Origin of the sequence: Pseudomonas sp. LW8 (assembly GCF_041956865.1) — a bacterium.
Classification (GTDB): Bacteria; Pseudomonadota; Gammaproteobacteria; order Pseudomonadales; family Pseudomonadaceae; genus Aquipseudomonas; species Aquipseudomonas siliginis.
Window position 1 is genome coordinate 1,138,428 of sequence record NZ_CP168138.1, and the last position, 22,911, is coordinate 1,161,338.

Annotated in this window: 22 protein-coding genes; 19 read left to right on the forward strand and 3 right to left on the reverse strand. The window is 59.8% G+C overall.

The genetic code is table 11. The annotated features are described in order from the left end of the window. The 6 genes from tilS to ispD all read left to right on the forward strand — a co-directional run bounded on the left by tilS (position 1) and on the right by ispD (position 6,682). Positions 1-1,329 carry a tRNA lysidine(34) synthetase TilS gene (gene tilS / locus AB9L16_RS05080; RefSeq protein WP_252877524.1) on the forward strand — a complete coding sequence of 443 codons (1,329 nt, stop codon included), beginning with the start codon at positions 1-3 and terminating at the stop codon, positions 1,327-1,329. 274 nt (positions 1,330-1,603) lie between these two features. Next, positions 1,604-3,235 carry a CTP synthase gene (locus tag AB9L16_RS05085; RefSeq protein ID WP_076566135.1) on the forward strand — a complete coding sequence of 544 codons (1,632 nt, stop codon included), beginning with the start codon at positions 1,604-1,606 and terminating at the stop codon, positions 3,233-3,235. Positions 3,236-3,239: 4 nt separating this feature from the next. Further along, on the forward strand, positions 3,240-4,085 hold the full coding sequence (gene kdsA, locus AB9L16_RS05090) for a 3-deoxy-8-phosphooctulonate synthase (RefSeq protein ID WP_007954807.1): 846 nt from the start codon (positions 3,240-3,242) through the stop codon (positions 4,083-4,085). Positions 4,086-4,240: 155 nt separating this feature from the next. Further along, entirely contained in the window at positions 4,241-5,530 is a 1,290-nt protein-coding gene (eno, locus tag AB9L16_RS05095) for a phosphopyruvate hydratase (protein WP_041478121.1), read from the forward strand. Between the two features lie 169 nt (positions 5,531-5,699). Next, positions 5,700-5,978 carry a cell division protein FtsB gene (ftsB, locus tag AB9L16_RS05100; protein WP_016771460.1) on the forward strand — a complete coding sequence of 93 codons (279 nt, stop codon included), beginning with the start codon at positions 5,700-5,702 and terminating at the stop codon, positions 5,976-5,978. Next, the gene (gene ispD / locus AB9L16_RS05105) at positions 5,975-6,682 is read left to right on the forward strand and encodes a 2-C-methyl-D-erythritol 4-phosphate cytidylyltransferase (protein WP_041478120.1); all 708 of its coding nucleotides are present in this window, start codon (positions 5,975-5,977) and stop codon (positions 6,680-6,682) included. The genes ftsB and ispD overlap by 4 nt, the downstream gene beginning before the upstream one ends. Positions 6,683-6,814: 132 nt before the next feature. On the opposite strand, the gene AB9L16_RS05110 is transcribed toward ispD, so the two are convergent. Further along, positions 6,815-7,711: a LysR substrate-binding domain-containing protein gene (locus AB9L16_RS05110; RefSeq protein ID WP_130930197.1), complete on the reverse strand. Its 897-nt coding sequence runs from the start codon at positions 7,709-7,711 to the stop codon at positions 6,815-6,817. Between the two features lie 116 nt (positions 7,712-7,827). Between AB9L16_RS05110 and AB9L16_RS05115 the strand changes: the two genes are divergently transcribed. From AB9L16_RS05115 to rpoS, 8 genes are all read left to right on the forward strand, one after another. Beyond that, the gene (locus AB9L16_RS05115) at positions 7,828-8,940 is read left to right on the forward strand and encodes an S-(hydroxymethyl)glutathione dehydrogenase/class III alcohol dehydrogenase (protein ID WP_041478118.1); all 1,113 of its coding nucleotides are present in this window, start codon (positions 7,828-7,830) and stop codon (positions 8,938-8,940) included. An 88-nt stretch (positions 8,941-9,028) separates the two neighbouring features. Continuing rightward, positions 9,029-9,874: an S-formylglutathione hydrolase gene (gene fghA / locus AB9L16_RS05120; protein WP_056783229.1), complete on the forward strand. Its 846-nt coding sequence runs from the start codon at positions 9,029-9,031 to the stop codon at positions 9,872-9,874. A 43-nt stretch (positions 9,875-9,917) separates the two neighbouring features. Beyond that, complete coding sequence (gene ispF / locus AB9L16_RS05125; RefSeq protein WP_375123192.1) at positions 9,918-10,391, forward strand: 2-C-methyl-D-erythritol 2,4-cyclodiphosphate synthase; 474 nt, start codon at positions 9,918-9,920, stop codon at positions 10,389-10,391. After that, positions 10,388-11,446, forward strand: a complete 1,059-nt coding sequence (gene truD / locus AB9L16_RS05130) for a tRNA pseudouridine(13) synthase TruD (protein WP_375123193.1) — start codon at positions 10,388-10,390, stop codon at positions 11,444-11,446. Before ispF ends, truD begins: the two co-directional genes overlap by 4 nt. Further along, the gene (gene surE / locus AB9L16_RS05135) at positions 11,434-12,183 is read left to right on the forward strand and encodes a 5'/3'-nucleotidase SurE (protein ID WP_024011837.1); all 750 of its coding nucleotides are present in this window, start codon (positions 11,434-11,436) and stop codon (positions 12,181-12,183) included. The genes truD and surE overlap by 13 nt, the downstream gene beginning before the upstream one ends. 38 nt (positions 12,184-12,221) lie before the next feature. Next, on the forward strand, positions 12,222-12,857 hold the full coding sequence (locus AB9L16_RS05140) for a protein-L-isoaspartate(D-aspartate) O-methyltransferase (RefSeq protein WP_172828219.1): 636 nt from the start codon (positions 12,222-12,224) through the stop codon (positions 12,855-12,857). 212 nt (positions 12,858-13,069) lie between these two features. Then, positions 13,070-13,939: a peptidoglycan DD-metalloendopeptidase family protein gene (locus AB9L16_RS05145; protein WP_041478115.1), complete on the forward strand. Its 870-nt coding sequence runs from the start codon at positions 13,070-13,072 to the stop codon at positions 13,937-13,939. 106 nt (positions 13,940-14,045) lie between these two features. Beyond that, positions 14,046-15,053, forward strand: a complete 1,008-nt coding sequence (gene rpoS, locus AB9L16_RS05150) for an RNA polymerase sigma factor RpoS (protein ID WP_016771451.1) — start codon at positions 14,046-14,048, stop codon at positions 15,051-15,053. A gap of 528 nt (positions 15,054-15,581) precedes the next feature. On the opposite strand, the gene fdxA is transcribed toward rpoS, so the two are convergent. Beyond that, the gene (gene fdxA / locus AB9L16_RS05155; RefSeq protein ID WP_056783233.1) at positions 15,582-15,905 is read right to left on the reverse strand and encodes a ferredoxin FdxA; all 324 of its coding nucleotides are present in this window, start codon (positions 15,903-15,905) and stop codon (positions 15,582-15,584) included. A 163-nt stretch (positions 15,906-16,068) separates the two neighbouring features. Beyond that, positions 16,069-18,651, reverse strand: coding sequence for a DNA mismatch repair protein MutS (mutS, locus tag AB9L16_RS05160; RefSeq protein ID WP_056783236.1), 2,583 nt, complete (start codon positions 18,649-18,651; stop codon positions 16,069-16,071). 202 nt (positions 18,652-18,853) lie between these two features. Here mutS and AB9L16_RS05165 point away from each other — a divergent pair, with 202 nt between their 5' ends. The 5 genes from AB9L16_RS05165 (at position 18,854) to AB9L16_RS05185 (ending at position 22,873) form a co-directional block, all read left to right on the forward strand. Next, positions 18,854-19,597: an XRE family transcriptional regulator gene (locus AB9L16_RS05165; RefSeq protein ID WP_056783238.1), complete on the forward strand. Its 744-nt coding sequence runs from the start codon at positions 18,854-18,856 to the stop codon at positions 19,595-19,597. Positions 19,598-20,122: 525 nt separating this feature from the next. Beyond that, positions 20,123-20,461, forward strand: a complete 339-nt coding sequence (locus tag AB9L16_RS05170) for a phage holin family protein (RefSeq protein WP_024011844.1) — start codon at positions 20,123-20,125, stop codon at positions 20,459-20,461. A gap of 152 nt (positions 20,462-20,613) precedes the next feature. Then, positions 20,614-21,198, forward strand: coding sequence for a hypothetical protein (locus AB9L16_RS05175; RefSeq protein WP_375123194.1), 585 nt, complete (start codon positions 20,614-20,616; stop codon positions 21,196-21,198). Continuing rightward, positions 21,195-21,377: a DUF2635 domain-containing protein gene (locus AB9L16_RS05180; RefSeq protein WP_024011856.1), complete on the forward strand. Its 183-nt coding sequence runs from the start codon at positions 21,195-21,197 to the stop codon at positions 21,375-21,377. Before AB9L16_RS05175 ends, AB9L16_RS05180 begins: the two co-directional genes overlap by 4 nt. Then, positions 21,377-22,873 carry a phage tail sheath subtilisin-like domain-containing protein gene (locus AB9L16_RS05185; protein ID WP_375123195.1) on the forward strand — a complete coding sequence of 499 codons (1,497 nt, stop codon included), beginning with the start codon at positions 21,377-21,379 and terminating at the stop codon, positions 22,871-22,873. Before AB9L16_RS05180 ends, AB9L16_RS05185 begins: the two co-directional genes overlap by 1 nt. Positions 22,874-22,911 lie beyond the last annotated feature (38 nt).

A 22,911-nucleotide genomic window follows, 5' to 3' on the forward strand; every position in this document is an offset into this window, starting at 1 on the left:
ATGGGCCAGTCCCCGATTGATTTGCCATCCCGTCTTCTGCTGAATCTTGAGCCTTGGCGCCACGCCGCTCACTGGCGCATCGCCTTCTCCGGTGGCCTCGATTCCACCGTCCTCCTGCATCTGCTCGCCACTCTGGCGAACACCGAATCCCTCCCTGCGCTCAGCGCCATTCATATCCACCACGGCCTTCAGGCTGCGGCCGATGCATGGCCGCAACATTGCCAGGCCGTTTGTAATGCGCTGGGCGTGCCGTTGCAAGTGAAGCGGGTGACCGTAAAGGGCGGGGCGAGCCTGGAGCGGGCGGCGCGGGATGCGCGTTATGCCGCGTTCAGTTCGCTGACGCAGACCAATGACGTGTTGCTGACTGGCCAGCACCGCGATGACCAAGCGGAAACGCTGCTTTTTCGGCTGTTGCGCGGTGCCGGTGTACGCGGGCTCGGGGCGATGCCGCAGCGGCGCCCAGTGGGGCAGGGCACGCTGGTTCGACCGTTGCTGGATGTCAGCCGTGCTGAGCTGGAAGGTTATGCACAGGCGCATCAGTTGCGCTGGATCGAAGACCCGTCGAACCAGGACCGGCAGTTTTCGCGCAACTATCTGCGCCATCAAGTCATGCCGGTCCTCACCGAACGCTGGCCGCAAGCGCAGGCCAGCATGGCGCGCACGGCTGCGCATCTGCGTGAGGCGCAGGGCTTGCTCGATGAGCTGGCGCAGATCGATCTCGCACAAGCCGAAACGGTCCATGAATTCGCTTGGCTGGGTGTGCCATCCCTGGAGCTGACATCATTGAGGGCATTGTCTGACGCGCGCCAGCGAAATGCCCTCAGCCACTGGCTCGAACCATTGACCCGGCTGCCAGATGCTGACCATTGGTCGGGTTGGACAACACTGTGCAATGCCGGCGCCGACGCTTCTCCGATCTGGCGTCTGGCCGACGGAGAGCTGCACCGCAGCGGCCGTCGCGTCTGGTGGCTGAGCGGCAATTGGTTGGGCGCGCCAGTGATCGGCGCCGACTGGCAGACCCCGACTTCAGCGCTACGCTTGCCGGATAACGGACGCGTAATGCTCCACGGGCAAGCTCCATCCGGGCCTTTGCGTATTGCCTATCGGCAAGGCGGTGAGGTCATGCAACTGGCCGAGCGCGGCAGTCGTGATCTCAAGCGTCTGCTCAACGAGCGCGCGGTCCCGGCCTTCGTGCGTGGCAGATTGCCGCTGCTGTTTCGTGGCGAAGAATTGCTCGCCGTGGCGAACCTGCCGGGTCTTGCTGGTCAGATGGACGAAGGCTGGACATTGCACTGGCAGCCAACAGACGAAGATCAAGGTTTGAGCTGAAAGGAGCATTCCGGTAGACTACGCTCCCTTCTTGATACAACTTCTGTGGATTCGCCTGAATTGCAGGAGTTGCCGATTACCAAGCAGTCTTTGCTGGGCGATTCCAAAAAATGTGTAGCGAGCAACGTACCGGTGTTTCATCTGCCGGTCTGTCACAACGCGGCGGTTTTTTCGAAAGGTGCACTGTGATTAATGCAGGTGATCGGGGGCTTCGGCCTTCCTTCGCTTTCCCCGGCGGCTCGTTCCGCTTTAACGCAGACTTCTAGGGTTTTTCATGACGCGCTACATATTCGTCACGGGCGGTGTTGTTTCTTCATTGGGGAAAGGCATTGCCTCGGCTTCATTGGCGGCTATCCTGGAGGCGCGGGGGCTTAAGGTCACCATGCTGAAGCTGGATCCGTACATCAACGTCGATCCAGGCACCATGAGTCCGTTCCAGCACGGTGAAGTGTTCGTCACCCACGACGGCGCCGAGACCGATCTGGATCTGGGGCACTACGAGCGGTTCATCCGCACGACCATGACCCAGAACAACAACTTCACCACCGGCCGTGTCTACGAGCACGTGCTGCGCAAAGAGCGCCGTGGCGACTACCTGGGTGCAACCATCCAGGTGATCCCGCACATCACCGACGAAATCAAACGTCGCATCATCAAAGGTGCCGGTGACGCTGACGTGGCGATGGTTGAAATCGGTGGCACCGTCGGTGACATCGAGTCGCAACCATTCCTCGAAGCCATCCGCCAGTTGCGTTTCGAAGTCGGCGCCAAGCGCGCGATGCTGATGCACCTGACGCTGGTGCCGTACATCGCCACCGCTGGCGAAACCAAGACCAAACCGACCCAGCACTCCGTCAAGGAACTGCGCTCGATCGGTCTGCAGCCAGACGTGCTGGTGTGCCGCTCCGATCACCCGATCGATGTGTCCTCGCGTCGCAAGATCGCGCAATTCACCAACGTTGAAGAGCGTGCGGTAATCGCGCTGGAAGACGCCGATACCATCTACAAGATCCCGGGCATCCTGCACTCGCAGGGCCTGGACGATTTCGTCGTCGAGCGTTTCGGTCTGCAGTGCGGCAGCGCCGATCTGTCCGAGTGGGACGCAGTGGTCGATGCCAAGCTGAACCCGGAACACGAAGTGACCATCGCCATGGTCGGCAAGTACATGGAACTGCTCGACGCGTACAAGTCGCTGATCGAAGCGATGAGTCATGCCGGCATCAGCAACCGCACCAAGGTCAACCTGCGCTACATCGATTCCGAAGACATCGAGAACCAGGGCACTGCGCTGCTCGAAGGTGTCGACGCGATTCTGGTGCCGGGCGGCTTCGGTCTGCGTGGCGTGGAAGGCAAGATCACTGCCGTTCAGTACGCTCGCGAAAACAAGGTTCCGTACCTCGGCATCTGCCTCGGCATGCAAGTGGCGGTCATCGAATTCGCCCGTAACGTACTGGGCTGGAAAGACGCCAACTCCACCGAGTTCGATCGGGCCAGCGGCCATCCGGTGGTCGGTCTGATCACCGAGTGGGAAGACGCCACCGGCGCTGTCGAAGTGCGTACCGAAGCGTCCGATCTGGGCGGCACCATGCGCCTCGGCGCGCAGGAGTGCCTGCTCGAGCCGGGCTCCAAAGTGCACGATTGCTACGGCAAGGACGTGATTGTCGAGCGTCACCGTCACCGTTACGAAGTGAACAACAACCTGCTGCCGCAGATCATCGAAGCCGGCCTGAAGATTTCCGGTCGCTCCGCCGATGCTGCGCTGGTCGAAGTGGTTGAAGCGCCGGATCATCCATGGTTCGTCGCCTGCCAGTTCCACCCTGAGTTCACCTCGACGCCACGCGACGGCCATCCGCTGTTCAGCGGTTTCGTCAAAGCCGCGTTGGCTCAACACCAGAAGAAGGCGTAACCCGATGGCACAGAAGATCATCCGCGTCGGCGACATCGAGATTGCCAACGACAAACCCATGGTGCTGTTCGGCGGCATGAACGTGCTGGAAAGCCGTGACATGGCCATGCAGGTTTGCGAAGAGTACGTGAAGGTCACCGAAAAACTCGGTATCCCTTACGTGTTCAAGGCCAGCTTCGACAAGGCCAACCGTTCTTCTGTGACCTCGTATCGCGGTCCTGGCCTGGAAGAGGGCATGCGCATCTTCCAGGACATCAAGCAAGCGTTCGGCGTGCCGATCATCACCGATGTCCACGAGCCGGATCAGGCTGCGGTCGTCGCTGAAGTCTGCGACATCATTCAGCTGCCGGCCTTCCTGTCGCGCCAGACCGATCTGGTTGTCGCGATGGCCAAGACCAATGCCGTGATCAACATCAAGAAAGCCCAGTTCCTCGCGCCTCAGGAAATGAAACACATCCTGAACAAGTGCGTGGAAGCCGGTAACGATCAGTTGATCCTCTGCGAGCGTGGTTCGAGCTTCGGCTACAACAACCTCGTGGTCGACATGCTCGGCTTCGGCATCATGAAGCAGTTTGAATACCCGGTGTTCTTCGACGTGACCCACTCGTTGCAAATGCCTGGCGGTCGTTCCGACTCCGCCGGCGGTCGCCGCGCGCAGGTCACCGATCTGGCCAAGGCCGGCATGAGCCAGTCGCTGGCGGGTCTGTTCCTCGAAGCGCATCCGGATCCGGACAACGCCAAATGCGACGGCCCTTGCGCCTTGCGTCTGGACAAACTGGAGCCATTCCTGGCCCAGCTCAAAGCTCTGGACGAACTGGTGAAGAGTTTTCCGACGGTAGAAACCGCGTAACGCTCGATTCTCCGGTAAAGTACCGCACGATTTGTCGCTCATGCCCTCGGGCGTGAGCGTTGTCGTCTGCAAGTCTGCCCGCTGTACTTCGCTTGCCGACGATAAAGATTTCCTCTAGCTGCGTCGTTTTCGTCAACTTTGGAGTGTTTACAACAATGGCAAAAATCGTCGACATCAAAGGTCGTGAAGTTCTCGACTCCCGTGGCAATCCCACCGTGGAAGCGGACGTGCTTCTCGACAACGGCATCATCGGCAGCGCTTGCGCGCCGTCCGGTGCATCCACTGGCTCGCGTGAAGCGCTCGAGCTGCGTGATGGCGACAAGAGCCGTTACCTGGGCAAGGGCGTGCTCAAGGCGGTAGCCAACATCAACGGTCCGATCCGCGATCTGCTGCTGGGCACCGACCCGAGCGACCAGAAAGCCCTCGACCAAGCGATGATCAAGCTCGACGGTACCGAAAACAAAGCGACCCTGGGCGCCAACGCCATCCTCGCCGTGTCCCTGGCTGCGGCCAAGGCAGCTGCGCAGGATCAGGATCTGCCGCTGTACGCACACATCGCCAACCTCAATGGCACCCCGGGTGTGTACTCGATGCCGGTACCGATGATGAACATCATCAACGGTGGCGAGCACGCCGATAACAACGTCGACATCCAGGAATTCATGGTCCAGCCAGTTGGCGCCAAGTCTTTCTCGGAAGGTCTGCGCATGGGCACCGAGATTTTCCATCACCTGAAAGCTGTGCTGAAGGCTCGTGGTCTGAGCACTGCCGTTGGCGACGAAGGCGGTTTCGCGCCGAATCTGGCGTCCAACGAAGATGCGCTGAAAGTGATCTCCGAAGCCGTGGCCAATGCCGGTTACAAGCTGGGCACCGACGTGACCCTGGCGCTGGACTGCGCGGCCAGCGAATTCTACGAAGACGGCAAGTACAACCTGTCCGGCGAAGGCCAGGTGTTCACCGCCGAAGGTTTCGCTGACTACCTCAAAGGTCTGACTGAACGTTACCCGATCATCTCGATCGAAGACGGTCTGGACGAGTCCGACTGGGCTGGCTGGAAGATCCTCACCGACAAGATCGGCGAGAAGACCCAGCTGGTGGGCGACGACCTGTTCGTGACCAACACCAAGATCCTGAAAGAAGGCATCGATAAAAAGATCGCCAACTCGATCCTGATCAAGTTCAACCAGATCGGCACCCTGACCGAAACCCTGGAAGCCATCCAGATGGCCAAGGCTGCCGGCTACACCGCCGTGATCTCGCACCGCTCCGGCGAAACCGAAGATTCGACCATTGCCGACCTGGCTGTGGGCACCTCGGCTGGCCAGATCAAGACCGGTTCGCTGTGCCGCTCCGACCGCGTTTCCAAGTACAACCAACTGCTGCGTATCGAAGAGCAGTTGAACGGCAAGGCCAAGTACAACGGCCGTGCCGAGTTCCGCGGTTAAGCGCAACCTGATCAAAGGACACCGGATTGTGTCGGAAAAGTCGTGACAGCGATGGATTTGCCACTAATCTGATGCCTTAAGCACAAGCCTGGATCTTTCCAGGCTTCGTGCTATCAGATGCTGCAACATTATGCGTGGCTGTCTTTTTTCACTGGATACCTGATATTCGATGCGCAGTCCTTACTGGTTGTTTCTCGTTTTGCTCTTGCTCCTGGCCGGTCTGCAGTACCGCCTGTGGGTGGGCAATGGCAGTCTGGCGCAGGTCGCCGAGCTGAAACAGCAGATCGCCGAACAACATGCCGAGAACGAAGGCCTGTTGGAGCGCAACCGGGTGATGGACGCGGAAGTCAGCGAATTGAAAAAAGGCATGGAGACCGTTGAAGAGCGGGCTCGTCACGAACTGGGCATGGTCAAGGACGGCGAAACCCTTTACCAGTTGGCCCAATGATCGATTCCCTGCCGGCCTTCTGGGCCGTGATTCCTGCCGCGGGCGTCGGTGCCCGAATGGCCGCGGACCGTCCCAAGCAATATCTGCAACTGGGCGGGCGCACAATTCTCGAACACAGCCTCGGCTGTTTCCTCGATCACCCTAGCCTTAAGGGCCTGGTGGTCAGTCTTGCTGTTGACGATCCCTATTGGCCGAATCTGGCATGCGTCAACGATCCGCGCATTCAGCGGGTTGATGGCGGGGCGGAGCGTTCCGCTTCGGTGCTAAACGCCTTGCTGCATCTGCATGCGCAAGGTGCCGACGATGACGACTGGGTGCTGGTGCACGATGCGGCCCGGCCGAATCTGAGTCGCGATGATCTCGACAAGTTGCTTGCCGAACTCGCGGATGACCCGGTCGGTGGTCTGTTGGCGGTGCCCGCTCGCGACACGCTCAAACGCGTTGATAAAAACGGTCGTGTGGTTGAAACGGTGGATCGCAGTGTGATCTGGCAGGCGTATACGCCGCAGATGTTCCGCCTCGGTGCGTTGCATCGGGCGTTGGCCGACAGCCTGGTTGCGGATGCCGTGATTACCGATGAAGCTTCTGCGATGGAATGGGCCGGTCTGGCACCGCGTCTGATCGAAGGGCGGGCGGATAACCTCAAGGTGACCCGGCCGGAAGATCTGGAGTGGTTGCGCCAGCGTTGGGCGAATCGCCGCTGAGATTTGTGGTCGCTGTGGCATTACCTTCGCGAGCAGGCTCGCTCCCACAGAGGGAATGCATTCAGCTGTCGAACTCGGTCAATTGTGGGAGCGAGCCTGCTCGCGAAAGCGGTCGCACGGGCAATCAATAACTCAAAGCTTGTACTCCGGCCTTTCAGCCAGTCCCACCTTCAAAAAATCCACCAACTTGCGCACCTTCGGCGACAGATGCCGCTGCTGCGGATACAGCGCCCACACCGCCGTATTCGGCGGCTGATGCGCCTCCAGCAAGGAAATCAGCGCGCCGCTGTGCAGATGCTCGAGCACGTAATAGTCCGGCAACTGACACAACCCGACACCCTGAAGCGCCGCGTCCAGCACCGCCTGCCCACTGTTGCAACGCCAGTTGCCCTGCACCCGTTGGGAAAATTCCCGCCCGTTCTGTTCCAGTTGCCAGATATCCGAACTGCCAATCAGGCAATTGTGCCGACTCAATTCCGACAAGCTGTGTGGGCGCCCATACCGTTCCAGGTAGGAAGGCGACGCGCACAGGTACATTCTCCGTGGTGCCAGACGTGTCGCGACCAAGCGCGAATCCTGTAACCGACCCAGACGGATCGCCAGATCCAGCCCTTCATGCACCAGATCCAGTTGGCGATTGCTCAGCTCGATATCGATACGCAGCTGCGGGTAAAGCCCCATGAAACGAGTCACCAGCGGCACGATAAAGCGTTCGCCATAGGCCACCGCGCAGGTCATGCGCAGCATGCCTTTCGGTTCACTGGTCAGATCGCCCACCGCGCGCAACGCTTCTTCGCGGCCGTCCTGCAGGCGCTGGCAATGTTGCAGGAAAGTCTGCCCGGCCTCTGTCAGCGTCACCCGCCGGGTGCTGCGGTAGAGCAGCCGCGTCTGCAAACGCTCTTCGAGCCGTACGATTTGTCGACTGATGTGTGAGGAAGAAACCCCAAGACGCTCGGCAGCGGCGGTGAATTGATTGCATTCGGCGACGGCAACGAACTCATCGATGCCTTCCCAGCGGTTTTCCGACACTTGGATTATCCCTGTATGGCAATAATGTTTTGCTTTGGTCCGGATTATTCCTCAGGAAGCGCTGAACTACACTGTCTGTCTGCTTTTTTATTTATTGGGTTCACTGGAGAGTCAGCATGATCAAGTCGCGCGCCGCCGTTGCCTTCGAGGCCAAGAAGCCGCTGGAAATCGTAGAAGTCGATGTCGCCATGCCCAAGGCCGGTGAAGTATTGCTGCGCGTCGTCGCTTCCGGGGTTTGCCACACCGATGCCTACACCTTGTCCGGCGCAGACCCGGAAGGCATCTTCCCGTCGATCCTCGGCCATGAAGGTGGCGCCATCGTTGAAGCGATCGGCGAAGGCGTGACTTCGGTCGCCGTCGGCGATCACGTCATTCCGCTGTACACCCCGGAATGCGGCCAGTGCAAATTCTGCAAGTCGGGCAAGACCAACCTCTGCCAGGCGATTCGCGCCACCCAAGGCAAGGGCCTGATGCCGGATGGCACTTCGCGCTTTTCCTACAAGGGCGAAACGATTTTCCACTACATGGGCACTTCGACGTTTTCGGAGTACACCGTACTGCCGGAAATTTCCGTAGCGAAGATCTCCAAAGACGCGCCGCTGGAAAAGGTCTGCCTGCTCGGTTGCGGCGTCACCACCGGTATCGGCGCCGTGCTCAACACCGCCAAGGTCAAGCCGGGTGACACCGTGGCCATCTTCGGTCTCGGCGGTATCGGCTTGTCGGCCGTGATCGGCGCGGTGAAAGCCAAGGCTGCGCGGATCATCGCCATCGACATCAATCCAGCCAAGTTCGAAATCGCCAAACAACTCGGTGCCACCGATTGCGTGAATCCGAAAGACTTTGATCGTCCGATCCAGGAAGTAATCGTCGACATGACCGATGGCGGCGTCGACTTCTCCTTCGAGTGCATCGGCAATGTGCAACTGATGCGCGCCGCGCTTGAGTGCTGCCACAAAGGCTGGGGCGAGTCGGTCATCATCGGTGTCGCCGGTGCCGGCCAGGAAATCGCTACCCGTCCGTTCCAGTTGGTCACCGGTCGCGTCTGGCGCGGTTCGGCGTTCGGCGGCGTGCGTGGCCGCAGCGAATTGCCAAGCTATGTCGACATGGCCCAGAGCGGCGAAATCCCGCTGGATACCTTCATCACCCACACCATGGGCCTGGAAGATATCAACAAGGCGTTCGACCTGATGCACGAAGGCAAGAGCATCCGCACAGTCATTCATTTCTAAGGAGCAGCGGCAAGCTACAAGCCACAAGCTGCAAGCAGGCGCAATTCCCTCTTGCAGCTTGAAGCTCGCATCTTGCGGCTGAAGTGCTATGAATCTGGAAAACATTTCCTGTCAGAAGAGTTTTGGTGGCTGGCACAAGCGTTATCGCCATCGCTCCGAAGTGCTTGATTGCGACATGGTCTTTGCCGTGTACCTGCCGCCACAAGCGGAGCAGGGCGGCAAGCTGCCGGTGTTGTACTGGTTGTCAGGCCTGACCTGCACCGATGAGAACTTCATGCAGAAGGCCGGTGCGATGCGCATGGCTGCCGAGCTCGGGTTGATCATCGTCGCCCCGGATACCAGTCCGCGTGGCGCGGATGTCCCGGATGATGCCGACAAAGCTTGGGATTTCGGTCTCGGCGCCGGGTTTTATCTGAACGCCACGCAGGAACCGTGGGCGCGGCACTATCAGATGCATGACTATGTCGTGCAGGAACTGCCTGCTCTGGTCGAAGCGCATTTCCCCGCTTCCGACAAACGCAGTATCAGCGGTCACTCCATGGGCGGCCACGGCGCATTGGTCTGCGCGCTGCGCAATCCCGGGCGTTATCAGTCAGTGTCGGCGTTCTCGCCGATTACCCATCCAATCGATTGCCCGTGGGGTCAGAAGGCCTTTTCCAACTATTTGGGCGAAGACCGTTCGAAGTGGAAGGAGTGGGACGCCTGTGTGCTGATCGCAGAGGCGACGGAGAAGTTGCCGTTGTTGGTCGATCAAGGTGATCGTGACGATTTCCTCGCCACCCAGCTGAAACCCGAAGCCCTGCAACACGCCGCAAAACAAGCGGGGCATCCGCTGGAGCTGCGCCTGCAACCGGGCTACGACCACAGCTATTTCTTCATCTCAAGCTTCATTGACGACCACTTGCAGCATCACGCACGCGCTCTGCGCGGTTAATGCAGGTAGAATCACGCCCTGACAAAAATCGGGGCGTTTTTTTATGCGTATTGGCCACGGCTACGATGTGCACCGTTTCGCTGAAGGCGATTTCATTACTCTGGGCGGCGCGCAAATTGCACACAGCTTCGGGCTGCTCGCTCATTCCGACGGTGACGTCCTGCTGCACGCCTTGAGCGATGCCTTGCTCGGCGCGGCGGCGCTGGGTGATATCGGCAAACACTTCCCGGACACCGATCCGCAATTCAAGGGCGCCGACAGCCGTGTGCTGTTGCGTCATGTGGTCAGTCTGATCCACGCCAAGGGCTGGAAAGTCGGCAACGTCGACAACACCATCGTTGCCCAGGCGCCAAAAATGGCGCCGCATATCGAATCGATGCGCGCGCTGATCGCGGCGGATCTTCAAGTTGAGTTGGATCAAGTGAACGTCAAAGCTACCACCACCGAAAAGCTTGGCTTTGTCGGTCGCGAAGAAGGCATCGCCGTGCACTCCGTTGCCTTGTTGCTGCGCGCATGAATGAACTGCAATTACTCGGCTCACGGGCCTATGGCGAACCCCTCGGCACAGCGGTACTGAAAGCCATCGCCGAAGATTTCCAGGTCGATGAAGTGCTGGATATTCCGTTCAGCGGTGACGGCGAACACCTGTGGATCTGGGTGGAAAAGCGCGGCCTCAATACCGAAGAAGCGGCGCGGCGTATTGCCAAGGCAGCCGGCGTGCCGTTGCGTACCGTCAGCTATGCCGGGCTGAAGGACCGTCAGGCCCTGACCCGACAGTGGTTCAGCGTGCAGTTGCCGGGCAAGGCCGATCCGGATCTGTCGGCCGCGGAAAACGACACGCTGAAGATCCTCAAGACCACGCGCCACAAGCGCAAGCTGCAACGCGGTGCGCATTCGGCCAACGGTTTCACCCTGCGCCTGACGCAATTCAATGGCGACAAAGATGCGATTGAACAGCGGCTGCAACTGATCGCCAAACAAGGCATCCCCAATTATTTCGGCGCCCAGCGCTTCGGCCATGACGGCGGCAACGTTGTCGATGCCCGGGCGTGGGCGGCGCGCAAGGCTTTGCCGGAACAGCGCAATGTGCGTTCGCGGTTGCTGTCGACGGCGCGTAGCTTTCTGTTCAACCAAGTGCTCGCGGCGCGCGTCGCCGAAGGCACCTGGAACACCGCACTGGTGGGCGATCTGTTGGCCTTTACTGACAGCCGCAGCTTTTTCCCGGCCGGCGAAGCCGAATGCAGCGACCCTCGTCTGGCGATTCTCGACCTGCACCCGACCGGTCCGCAGTGGGGCGAAGGTGACTCGCCCACCGCTGGCGCAGTCCATGAACTGGAGCAGGCGATCGCCGCCCGCGAAGCGGATCTGCGCGACTGGTTGATCCACGCCGGCATGAGCCATGAACGTCGCATCCTGCGGCTGCCCATTGGCGGGTTGACGTGGCATTATCCCCAACCTGACATTCTGCAACTGGAATTCGTCCTCCCGGCCGGATGCTTTGCCACCGTATTGGTGCGCGAGCTCGTTGATCTGGTGCCGGTGGGGCAGACGGACAGCCCATGCGTATTCTGATTTCTAACGACGATGGGGTAACCGCGCCCGGTCTCGCCGCGCTTTATGCTGCGCTGGCGGATTACACCGAATGCGTGGTTATCGCCCCGGAGCAGGACAAAAGCGGCGCCAGCAGTTCGCTGACGCTCGACCGTCCGCTGCACCCGCAATACCTGGCGAACGGCTTTATCAGCCTCAACGGCACACCGACCGATTGCATTCACCTGGGCCTTAACGGCTTGCTTGAGCGCGAAGCGGACATGGTGGTATCCGGCATTAATCTGGGCGCCAATCTTGGTGACGACGTGCTGTATTCCGGAACCGTGGCGGCAGCGCTGGAAGGACGATTTCTCGAGCGCCCATCTTTTGCCTTCTCACTGGTTTCGCGTCAGGTGGACAATCTGCCGACTGCGGCCTACTTTGCGCGCAAACTGGTCGAGGCCCACGCCGGGCTGGATCTGCCACCGCGCACGGTGCTCAACGTGAACATCCCCAATCTGCCCATCGATCACATCCGTGGCATTCAGTTGACCCGCCTCGGTCATCGCGCCCGCGCGGCGGCGCCGATGAAAGTGGTCGATCCGCGCGGCAAGGCCGGTTACTGGATTGCCGCTGCCGGCGACGCTGAAGACGGCGGCCCGGGCACCGATTTTCATGCCGTGATGCAGGGCTATGTGTCCATCACGCCGTTGCAGCTCGATCGCACTTTCAATGATGCCTTCAGAAGTCTGGATGGCTGGCTTGGAGGGCTGAGCTGATGCGCGAACACGACGACCGCCTGCGCAGCGGCATAGGCATGACCTCCCAACGTACACGTGAGCGACTGATCCAGCGGCTGTATGAAGAAGGCGTGTCGAACGCCAAGGTGCTGGAAGTGATCCGCCGCACGCCGCGTCATCTGTTTGTCGACGAGGCGCTGGCACATCGCGCTTATGAAGACACCGCGCTGCCGATCGGCAACAACCAGACCATTTCCCAGCCTTATATGGTGGCGCGCATGAGCGAGCTGCTGCTGGAGGCCGGCCCGCTGGATAAGGTGTTGGAGATCGGCACCGGTTCCGGCTACCAGACGGCGGTGTTGTCGCAGCTGGTCGAACGGGTGTTTTCGGTCGAACGCATCAAGGTGCTGCAGGACCGCGCCAAGGAGCGTCTGGTCGAGTTGAACCTGCGCAACGTGGTGTTTCGCTGGGGCGATGGCTGGGAAGGCTGGCCGGCGCTGGCCCCATACAACGGCATCATCGTCACCGCCGTTGCCACCGATGTACCGCAGGCTTTGCTCGATCAACTGGCCCCTGGTGGGCGCATGGTAATTCCGGTTGGCTCGGGTGAAGTGCAACAACTGATGCTGATCGTGCGCGAAGAAAATGGCTTTTCCCGACACGTTCTGGGCGCTGTGCGTTTCGTGCCGTTGCTCAACGGGCCACTGGCCTGAGCATTTGCGAGCAGGCGCTGAATTCCTTTCAACGGCGCCGGTCTTACACCGGCAGCCAGAGTTTAAACGCAGCGTACTTGCCCCTGGCAAACGTGTGCGTCCGGTGATTTCGCTTCATTAAAGGTAAAGCCGGTTCGGCCCGTTATACTTGCGACACCTCATGCCGCAATGCGGCATTCAGAATTTTTCAGCCACCACAAAGGGAGCGGCGGGTGAGTCTCACAGTCATTGCGCAGCGTATGGGTAACACGAGCTTTCAGCGCCTGGTGACTGGCCTTGTCTTGAGCACCTTGCTGGTCGGTTGCTCCAGCACCAAATCGAGCAACGTGCGCGTTGTTGATCGCAACAATGCGGTGGCGCAACGTCCTACCGTTACCACCGGGCAGTATGTAGTCCGTCCCGGCGATACCTTGTTTTCGATCGCCTTTCGTTACGGCTGGGACTACAAAACCCTCGCCGCCCGGAACAATATTCCTACGCCGTATACGATCCATCCGGGTCAGACAATTCGCTTTGACGGGCGCAGCGGTTCAACGCCGACAGCCGTGGTGAGCAACTCCAGTTCCTCACCTTCTTCGTCGAGTAAAACCACAGTAATCCGGCGCCAGGCGAATGGCACCACAACCACTACAACCACCGGTTCCAAAGGGGTTGTACCGTCCGTCGCGAGCAAACCTGCACCCGCTCCACTGCCTCCGGCAGGCCCGGCCCCGACCGGCTGGGGATGGCCATCTAATGGCGTTCTGATTGGAAAATTCTCTTCAAACGGTAGTTTGAATAAAGGAATTGATATCGCCGGAGATTTGGGACAGCCTGTTTTAGCTGCGTCTGATGGGACGGTCGTATACGCCGGGAGTGGCTTAAGGGGCTACGGCGAATTGGTCATCATCAAACACAGCGAAACCTACGTCAGTGCTTACGGACATAACCGCAGGCTGTTGGTTCGGGAGGGGCAGCAGGTCAAGGTCGGACAGACAATTGCCGAAATGGGGTCAACGGGTACAGACCGGGTGAAACTGCATTTTGAGATTCGCCGCCAAGGTAAACCTGTGGATCCGCTGCAGTTCCTGCCAAGACGTTGATTTGAAGGCCAGCCTGTTCCGTCGCGTAGAGGGGACAGGCTCCAGCGTTGCCAAGGATAAAGGCGTCGCTTGAGCTTGGGGTCGAACTCACCAAAGGACTATAACAATGGCTCTCAGTAAAGAAGTGCCGGAGTTTGACATCGACGATGAGGTTCTCCTTATGGAGACCGGCATCGATTCGGATTCGATGTTGAATGATGAAGGGGCTGCTCCACCTTCCGTTCGTTCCAAATCCAGACACTCCGCCACACTCAAACAACATAAATACATCGACTACACTCGGGCACTTGATGCCACGCAGCTGTATCTCAACGAAATCGGCTTTTCCCCTCTGCTCTCCCCGGAAGAAGAAGTTCATTTTGCGCGCTTGTCGCAAAGTGGCGATCCTGCCGGGCGCAAGCGCATGATCGAAAGTAACCTGCGGCTGGTCGTCAAGATCGCCCGGCGTTACGTCAATCGGGGGCTGTCGCTGCTGGATCTGATCGAAGAGGGCAACCTCGGCCTGATCCGCGCGGTGGAAAAGTTCGATCCCGAGCGCGGCTTCCGCTTCTCGACCTACGCAACCTGGTGGATCCGTCAGACCATCGAGCGCGCGATCATGAATCAGACCCGGACCATCCGGTTGCCGATACATGTGGTCAAGGAGCTCAACGTCTACCTGCGCGCCGCACGTGAGCTGACGCAAAAACTCGACCACGAACCTTCACCCGAAGAAATCGCCAACCTGCTGGAGAAACCGGTGGGGGAGGTCAAGCGCATGCTGGGCCTCAACGAAAGGGTTTCTTCGGTCGACGTCTCGCTGGGTCCGGATTCGGATAAAACCCTGCTGGACACACTCACTGACGATCGTCCGACCGATCCGTGCGAACTGCTGCAGGACGATGATCTGTCGCAGAGCATCGATCAATGGCTGTCGGAGCTGACCGACAAGCAGCGCGAGGTGGTGATTCGCCGCTTCGGCCTGCGTGGTCACGAAAGCAGCACGCTGGAAGATGTCGGCCTGGAGATCGGCCTGACCCGCGAGCGGGTACGGCAGATTCAGGTGGAAGGGCTCAAGCGCCTTCGCGAGATCCTTGAAAAGAACGGCCTGTCGAGCGAGTCGCTGTTTCAATAAGCGCCTTATCCTCCGCCCGCAAAAGCCCCGGCTGATTCGATCAGTCGGGGCTTTTTTGTTTTTCGCGTGCGGCAAATCGGGCTTTCGGCAGCCACCAGACAAGCGGTCGTCAATTTCTGAATTTGTAGTCTCGCGCTGTAAGCCTTTGCTTACTGTGTCGTAAGTGTTCGTTATTTTTACACTTCGGTGGAAGGCGATCGCGCTCACTCTCAGTGAGCAACCTTCTGATTTTGTTAATTATTTCGTAAATGTTATGTCCTTGTGACAGAGCGCGCGTACGCCGAGGGCCAATTGCTCGTCTCCAGAAACTCTCTAATATCTCAACTGTGTCGACGGACAGACACACCCTTCACGGAAGAGGGGGAACGGACATCGCAGGAGGCGATTCATCAGGACGATGAAAAGGAATACAGGGAATAGGGAAAAAATGTGGGCGGGTCATACCGCCCCTTTTTTCGTCTGCAGAAAAGCAGAATCTGCAAAAGCAAAAAGGCCCGCAAGGGGCCTTTCAGTCGAGCGCGGGGTAGATCAGCGTTCGAGGTGTTTGATCTTGTTCGGCTGGCCATCCCACTCTTCGGCATCCGGCAGCGATTCTTTTTTCTCGGTGATGTTCGGCCAGATATCCGCCAGCTCGGCATTGAGCTCGATGAAGTTTTCCATGCCGCTTGGGATCTCGTCTTCCGAGAAGATCGCCACAGCCGGGCATTCTGGTTCACACAGCGCGCAGTCGATGCACTCGTCCGGGTGAATCACCAGGAAGTTCGGGCCTTCGTAAAAGCAGTCCACCGGACAGACTTCTACGCAGTCGGTGTACTTGCACTTGATGCAGTTGTCGGTGACGACGAAGGTCATTTCTAATTTTCTCCTCAGGCGGCGGCAGCGTTGCCCCTTCACGGTTGGGGTCGCCAGGTTCGGGAGCGATACCTGCTGACCAGGCTATGAGCCAGCAGCATCCCGAACCGCGCGAGATTCTAACAGCTTGAAGCGAATTGCGTTATATCCGCTTCTTCAGTGCTTATATCCGGTTCTTCAGTGCATAGAGCATTTCCAGCGCTCGACGTGGCGTCATGTCGTCCAGATCCACTTTCGCCAATTCGTCCAGCACCGGATGTGGCAGTGAGGCGAACATGTCGCTTTGCTGCGGTGTCGACGGCTTGCCCTTGGCCGCCGGTTTCGGCGCCTCGTGGGGCAGGGCAGTGTCTTCCAGGCGACTCAGATGCTCGCGCGCTCGCAGAATCACCTCGCTCGGCACGCCGGCCAGTTGTGCGACTGCCAAGCCATAGCTCTGACTGGCAGGCCCAGGCAGAACATGGTGCAGGAACACGATCCGTTCGTTGTGCTCGGTGGCATTGAGATGCACGTTAGCGACAAGAGGTTCGGCTTCCGGCAGCACGGTCAGCTCAAAATAGTGCGTAGCAAACAGGGTGTAGGCGCGCAAATGGGCCAAGCGCTCGGCCGCCGCCCACGCCAGCGACAGACCGTCAAAGGTGCTGGTACCGCGCCCGACTTCGTCCATCAGCACCAGACTGCGCTCGGTCGCGTTATGCAGGATGTTGGCGGTTTCGCTCATCTCGACCATGAAGGTCGAGCGACCGCCGGCCAGATCATCGCTTGAGCCGATACGGGTGAAGATGCGGTCGACCAGCGACAGCTCGCAACTGGCGGCCGGCACGAAACTGCCAATATGCGCTAGCAACACGATCAACGCGGTTTGCCGCATGTAAGTGGATTTACCGCCCATGTTCGGGCCGGTGATGACCAGCATGCGCGTATTGTCGTCCAGGCTCAGATCGTTGGCCACGAACGGCGTGGTCAGCACTTGCTCGACCACAGGGTGACGACCCTGGGTGATGCGCATGCACGGCTCGCTGACGAAACGCGGGCAATTGAGGTCGAGATTCAGCGCACGCTCGGCAAGGTTGCTCAGCACATCCAGCTCGGCCAAGGCGCCGGCGGTGTCCTGCAATGGTGGTAACTGGCTGATCAAGTCTTCGAGCAGCGCTTCGTAAAGCATTTTTTCCCGGGCCAGCGCGCGACTCTTGGCCGACAGTGCCTTGTCTTCGAATTCTTTCAGCTCGGGCGTGATGAAGCGCTCGGCGCCTTTGAGCGTCTGCCGGCGGATATAGTCGGCCGGCGCCGATTCGGCCTGCTTGCTCGGCAGTTCGATGAAGTAGCCGTGGATACGGTTGTAGCCGACTTTGAGGTTGGCCAGACCAGTACGGGCTTTCTCCCGGGCTTCGAGATCGATGAGGAACTGGCCGGCGTTTTCGCTCAGTGATTGCAGTTCGTCGAGTTCGCTGTCGTAACCGGTTTTCAGCACGCCGCCGTCACGGATCACCGCTGGCGGATTGTCGATGATGGCTTTTTCCAGCAATGCGGCCAGTTCCGGATAGGTGCTGGTGGTGGCCGCCAGATGCTGCAGGTGCGGCGCTTCCAGATCGGTCATCGCCACTTGCAGTTCGGGCAGTGCGCCGAGAGCATCACGCAGACGCGCAAGGTCACGCGGCCGCGCATTGCGCAGACCGATACGCGCCAGAATCCGTTCGATATCGCCGATTTCCTTGAGCTGGGGTTGCAGCTTTTCGAAGCGGTAGCCGTCGAGCAGGCAGCGGATCGAGGTCTGACGCGCCAGCAACACGGTGAGATCGCGCAACGGTCGGTTCAACCAACGAGTGAGCAAGCGACTGCCCATGGCGGTCTGGCAGCGATCGACCACCGATTGCAGCGTGTTGTCGCGGCCACCGGCCAGATTGGTGTCGAGTTCCAGATTGCGCCGGCTGGCGCCGTCGAGCACCACGGTGTCATCGAGACGTTCGTGACGCAGGCTGCGCAAGTGGGGCAGGGCGGTGCGCTGGGTTTCCTTGGCGTAGGCCAGCAGGCAGCCGGCAGCGCCGATGGCCAGGGTCAGGTTTTCGCAGCCGAAGCCTTTCAGGTCTTGGGTGGAAAACTGCTGGCAGAGACTTTTCAGCGCCGAATCACGCTCGAAATCCCACGGCGCGCGACGGCGTACGCCACGGCGTTTTTCCGCCGGCAGGTCTTTTGGCCAGTCATCCGGAATCAGCAATTCCACCGGGTTGACCCGCTCCAGTTCCGCCAGCAGGTTTTCCCAGCCTTTGATCTCGAGCACGGTGAAGTTGCCGCTGGTGATGTCCAGCACCGCCAGACCGAATAGACGCTCGTCGCCCAATACCGCTGCGATCAGGTTATCGCGGCGTTCATCCAGCAGCGCCTCGTCACTGACTGTCCCCGGCGTGATGATCCGTACGACCTGGCGCTCCACCGGGCCTTTGCTGGTGGCCGGGTCACCGACCTGCTCACATATCACCACCGACTCGCCGAGCTTGACCAGTTTCGCCAGGTACCCTTCCGCCGCGTGGTAAGGAATCCCACACATCGGAATCGCCTGACCCGCCGACTGCCCGCGCGCGGTCAGGGTGATGTCCAGCAACTTGGCGGCTTTCTTCGCATCTTCGTAGAAGATTTCGTAGAAATCGCCCATGCGATAGAACATCAGCTGGTCTGGGTGCTGATTCTTCAGGCGCCAGTATTGCTGCATCATCGGAGTGTGGGAGGACAGGTCGGAGACGGCTTTATTCATCGGATTGTCGGGCAACTCGTTAAAAGATGTAGGGCAAAGCGCGGGCAGTGGCCGGGCTTTTCCGCGATGGGCGCAAGGTTACCATGGCCAGTCTGCCCGACGCAGGCGCTGCGGTCGGGTGAGCATTTATTGACAGGGAAAAGTTGATCTATGCACGATCTATGCAAATCAGCATTTGTCTTCGCGAAAAACTTCAAGCAATATGCGCGTTATGCAAAAACGCAACGTTTCCTCCGTCTTAAGAGCACTGCTCGACCAGCACGGGATCTCCCCCACGGAGCTCCACCGTCGCACCGGCGTGCCTCAATCAACGCTCTCGCGGATTCTCAGCGGGAAGATTGTCGATCCTTCGGATAAACACATCTCGAAGATCGCTGAATATTTCAACGTCAGCACCGATCAGTTGCGCGGGCGCGCGGATGTCGCGCCAACGGCGGCCGGCACGCGCGCTGACGTGCATGCGGAACTCAAGGATATAAGCCTGTGGGACGACGACACCCCTGTCGATGACGACGAGGTGTCGGTGCCCTTTCTACGTGAGGTTGAATTGGCTGCTGGATCAGGAAGATTCGTCATCGAAGAGAGCGAGCGCTCAAGCCTGCGCTTCGGCAAGCGCAGCCTGCGCCACAATGGTGTGCAGTTCGACCAGGCCAAGTGTGTGACAGTACGCGGCAACAGCATGTTGCCGGTTCTGCGCGATGGCGCCACCGTCGGCGTCAATGCCGGCAAGTGCGGCATCGGCGACATCATTGATGGCGACCTGTATGCGATCAATCACAATGGCCAGCTGCGCGTGAAGCAACTCTATCGTTTGCCCACCGGTATCCGTCTGCGCAGCTTCAATCGCGACGAGCATCCGGACGAGGACTACAGCTTCCAGGAAATCCAGGAAGAGCAGATCGTTATCCTTGGTCACGTCTTCTGGTGGGGCATGTACGCCCGCTAGCCCCTTTCGATTCAACTGAAACCTGCCCCTCGGCAGGTTTTTTTACGCCTGCAGAAATCTCCCCACCCCTTGGCCCGCTTGGGTTTCATGCATATGCGCAAATTTAATGCATAAATAAATGCATTTACGCATTGACTGTATATGCATCCATGCATATTCTTGCCACCAAGCCGCTCGACAAAGCGGCTGGCAAGACAAGCTCTTTAGTTCCACAAGAACAGGCAGCGATGAACCGGCCTCAACGGTTCAGAGGGTTGGCAACTGACCCGGGTGTGCAGCGTAAAGCACCAGAAGCAGTTATCCGGCGGGCAGGGACCGCGGTCGGAAAAACAATCTGAATGGACTCGTACCGCGCCAGTAGCGCCGAAAAGTCAGCTTCCTTCTCGAACACAGGATTTGAAGGAAGGCGAAGGAGCGCATTACTGAAAAGCCCGGTGTGCAAGCGCCGGGCTTTTTGGAATGCCTGCCTCAAGAGAAACCGTTGAACCCAGCCCATCACTCATCAATCACCCACGGAGGCGTGACATGACAAACGAGCAACAAGCGTTGGCGGACATGCCGATCTGGCTGGTCATCCTCCTGGCCGTCGTTGGCGGGGTGTCCGGCGAAATGTGGCGCGCCGACAAGGAGGGCGCCCGCGGCTGGTCACTGGTGCGGCGTCTGGCTCTGCGTTCCGGCGCCTGCATGATCTGCGGGGTGTCGGCAATCATGCTGCTGTACGCCGCCGGCATGTCGATCTGGGCCGCTGGCGCGTTTGGCTGCCTGACGGCGATGGCCGGCGCTGATGTCGCCATAGGCCTTTACGAACGCTGGGCGGCCAAGCGTATCGGCGTCTGCGAAGTACCGCCGCGCGACCAGCCTTAACTCTTTACGCATAGCCCTATGCGAGCGAGCCTGCTCGCGAAAGGGACGTCAGCTTCAGTATCGATGTGACTGATCGACCGCTTTCGCGAGCAGGCTCGCTCCCACAGGGATTGCGGCGTTCACTGTAATTTCTCTTACTTCGGAACACCCCCATGAAGATCACCCCGATCCTCACGCAACTGCGTGGGCAATGCCCTGGGCTTGCCAATCATATTTCGGTGGGCCTCGATCTGGCGTTGCTGCAAGGCAACCCCGATCTACCGACACCCTCGGCGCACGTTCTGCTGCTGGCCGATCTGGCCAGTCCTGGCACCACCCAAAACCTCACCACCCAACCAATCCGCGACCGCTTTGAAATCGTCCTCGTACTTGACGCTACCGACGCGACAAAAGCGCTGGATGGGTTGCACGACCTGCGCGCCGAACTGTGGCGCGCGCTGGTGGGGTTCAAGCCCGATGCCGACTACAGCGCCATCGTTTACGACGGCGGCGAGATGGTCTCGATCAACAGCAGCCGTGCCTTCTATCGGCTGCGCTTTTATGCCGAGTTCCAGCTCGGCCGCAATCTGCCAAGTCAGCCTGCGGAGAGTTGGCACGAGCGCGAACTGGACGCTTTGTCGTCCTTTACCGGGATGACGGTGCGGGTCGATGCGATCGATCCGGCCGACCCCAATCTGCAACGCCCGGGTCCGGATGGCCGGGTGGAAATGACTTTCTCTGGAGACGTAACCCCATGAGCAACCGCATCACCGTAGTGCCGGCCGCTGGCCGTGTCGTACCTGACCCGGAGGCCGGCGACTTGCTGCCGGCCGCAGGCCGTGAAGTGCTGGACAGCGCCTGGTGGCGCCGGCGTCTGGCCGACGGCGATATCACACTCAAAACCGCAAAAGCGGCTAAACCACAGGGAGCCAAATAATGGCGATCGGATTCAGTAACATCCCGGCGGACATTCGTGTGCCGCTGTTCTATGCCGAAATGGACAACTCGGCCGCCAACAGCGCGACTTCGGCCATGCGCCGTTTGATCGTCGCGCAGGTCAACGACAATATTACCCCGACTGAAGTCGGCAAACTGGTGCTGGTTTCCAGCGTGGCGCTGGCAAAAAGCATCGGCGGCCAGGGCTCGATGCTCGCTTCGATGTACGAGACTTTCCGCAAGGCCGACCCGATCGGCGAGATCTGGTGCCTGCCGCTGCACAACACTGAAGGCGCTATCGCCAAAGGTGTGTTGACCCTGACCGGCACCGCAACTCAGGCGGGCATGCTCAACCTGTATGTCGGCGGCGTGCGTGTGCAAGCCACCGTGGTCAACGGCGCCACCGCCGCTCAAGCGGCAACCGCACTGGCGCAGAAAATCAACGCCACTGCCGACCTGCCAGTCAGCGCAGCCACTGCCGAAGGCGTGGTCACCCTGACCGCCAAATGGACCGGCGACAGCGGCAACGACATCAGTCTGCAATTCAATCGCCTGGGCAAGAGCAACGGCGAAGAAACTCCGGCCGGCCTGACCAGCGCAATTACCGCCATGGCCGGCGGCGCCGGTGTACCGGATCAGATCGCTGCCGTCGCAGCATTGGGCGATGAGCCTTTCGAATTCATCGCCTTGCCGTGGTCCGATCTGGCCACTCTCAACACCTGGCAAGCGGTCATGGACGACAGCACCGGGCGCTGGTCGTGGGCCAAGCAATTGTTTGGTCACGTCTACAGCGCCAAGCGCGGCACCGTCGGTACGCTGGTTGCCGCAGGCCAGGCGCGCAACGATCAGCACATGACCATCCAGGCGCTGGAACCGGGCGTACCGCAACCGTTTTGGGTACAGGCCGCCGCGCTGGCTGCACGCACGGCGGTGTTCATCTCCGCCGATGCCAGCCGTCCGACCCAAAGCGGCAGCCTGCCGGGCGTCGACCCGGCGCCGGCGAGCGAGCGTTTCACCCTGACCGAGCGTCAGTCGCTGCTCAACTACGGCATCGCCACCGCGTACTACGAAGGCGGTTACGTGCGCATCCAGCGCTCGATCACCACCTACCAGAAGAACGCCTACGGCCAGGCCGACAACTCCTATCTGGACAGCGAAACCATGCACCAGTCGGCGTTCATCGTGCGTCGTCTGCAAAGCGTGATCACCAGCAAATACGGACGCCACAAACTGGCCTCCGACGGTACCCGTTTCGGCGCCGGTCAGCCGATCGTCACGCCTGCGACCATTCGCGGCGAGCTGATTGCGCAGTACGCCAAGCTAGAGCTGGAAGGCCATGTGGAGAACGCCGAGCTGTTCGCCGAGCACCTGATCGTCGAGCGCGACGTGCAGGACCCGAGCCGCGTGAACGTGCTGTTCCCGCCGGATTACATCAACGGCCTGCGCGTGTTCGCACTGCTCAACCAGTTCCGTCTGCAGTACGACGACGCGGCCTGATCCGCGCAGTCGGCGCTAAGCATTCAGCCCACCTCGCG

Bases quoted from the DNA above. Each gene is read 5' to 3' on its own strand.
- surE (WP_024011837.1), top strand. From the start codon at position 11,434: ATGCGTATTCTGATTTCTAACGACGATGGGGTAACCGCGCCCGGTCTC.
- eno (WP_041478121.1), top strand. From the start codon at position 4,241: ATGGCAAAAATCGTCGACATCAAAGGTCGTGAAGTTCTCGACTCCCGT.
- fghA (WP_056783229.1), top strand. From the start codon at position 9,029: ATGAATCTGGAAAACATTTCCTGTCAGAAGAGTTTTGGTGGCTGGCAC.
- mutS (WP_056783236.1), bottom strand. From the start codon at position 18,651: ATGAATAAAGCCGTCTCCGACCTGTCCTCCCACACTCCGATGATGCAG.
- kdsA (WP_007954807.1), top strand. From the start codon at position 3,240: ATGGCACAGAAGATCATCCGCGTCGGCGACATCGAGATTGCCAACGAC.
- AB9L16_RS05185 (WP_375123195.1), top strand. From the start codon at position 21,377: ATGGCGATCGGATTCAGTAACATCCCGGCGGACATTCGTGTGCCGCTG.
- rpoS (WP_016771451.1), top strand. From the start codon at position 14,046: ATGGCTCTCAGTAAAGAAGTGCCGGAGTTTGACATCGACGATGAGGTT.
- ispD (WP_041478120.1), top strand. From the start codon at position 5,975: ATGATCGATTCCCTGCCGGCCTTCTGGGCCGTGATTCCTGCCGCGGGC.
- fdxA (WP_056783233.1), bottom strand. From the start codon at position 15,905: ATGACCTTCGTCGTCACCGACAACTGCATCAAGTGCAAGTACACCGAC.
- tilS (WP_252877524.1), top strand. From the start codon at position 1: ATGGGCCAGTCCCCGATTGATTTGCCATCCCGTCTTCTGCTGAATCTT.
- ispF (WP_375123192.1), top strand. From the start codon at position 9,918: ATGCGTATTGGCCACGGCTACGATGTGCACCGTTTCGCTGAAGGCGAT.
- AB9L16_RS05140 (WP_172828219.1), top strand. From the start codon at position 12,222: ATGACCTCCCAACGTACACGTGAGCGACTGATCCAGCGGCTGTATGAA.
- AB9L16_RS05180 (WP_024011856.1), top strand. From the start codon at position 21,195: ATGAGCAACCGCATCACCGTAGTGCCGGCCGCTGGCCGTGTCGTACCT.
- ftsB (WP_016771460.1), top strand. From the start codon at position 5,700: ATGCGCAGTCCTTACTGGTTGTTTCTCGTTTTGCTCTTGCTCCTGGCC.
- AB9L16_RS05115 (WP_041478118.1), top strand. From the start codon at position 7,828: ATGATCAAGTCGCGCGCCGCCGTTGCCTTCGAGGCCAAGAAGCCGCTG.
- AB9L16_RS05165 (WP_056783238.1), top strand. From the start codon at position 18,854: ATGCGCGTTATGCAAAAACGCAACGTTTCCTCCGTCTTAAGAGCACTG.
- AB9L16_RS05170 (WP_024011844.1), top strand. From the start codon at position 20,123: ATGACAAACGAGCAACAAGCGTTGGCGGACATGCCGATCTGGCTGGTC.
- AB9L16_RS05085 (WP_076566135.1), top strand. From the start codon at position 1,604: ATGACGCGCTACATATTCGTCACGGGCGGTGTTGTTTCTTCATTGGGG.
- truD (WP_375123193.1), top strand. From the start codon at position 10,388: ATGAATGAACTGCAATTACTCGGCTCACGGGCCTATGGCGAACCCCTC.
- AB9L16_RS05175 (WP_375123194.1), top strand. From the start codon at position 20,614: ATGAAGATCACCCCGATCCTCACGCAACTGCGTGGGCAATGCCCTGGG.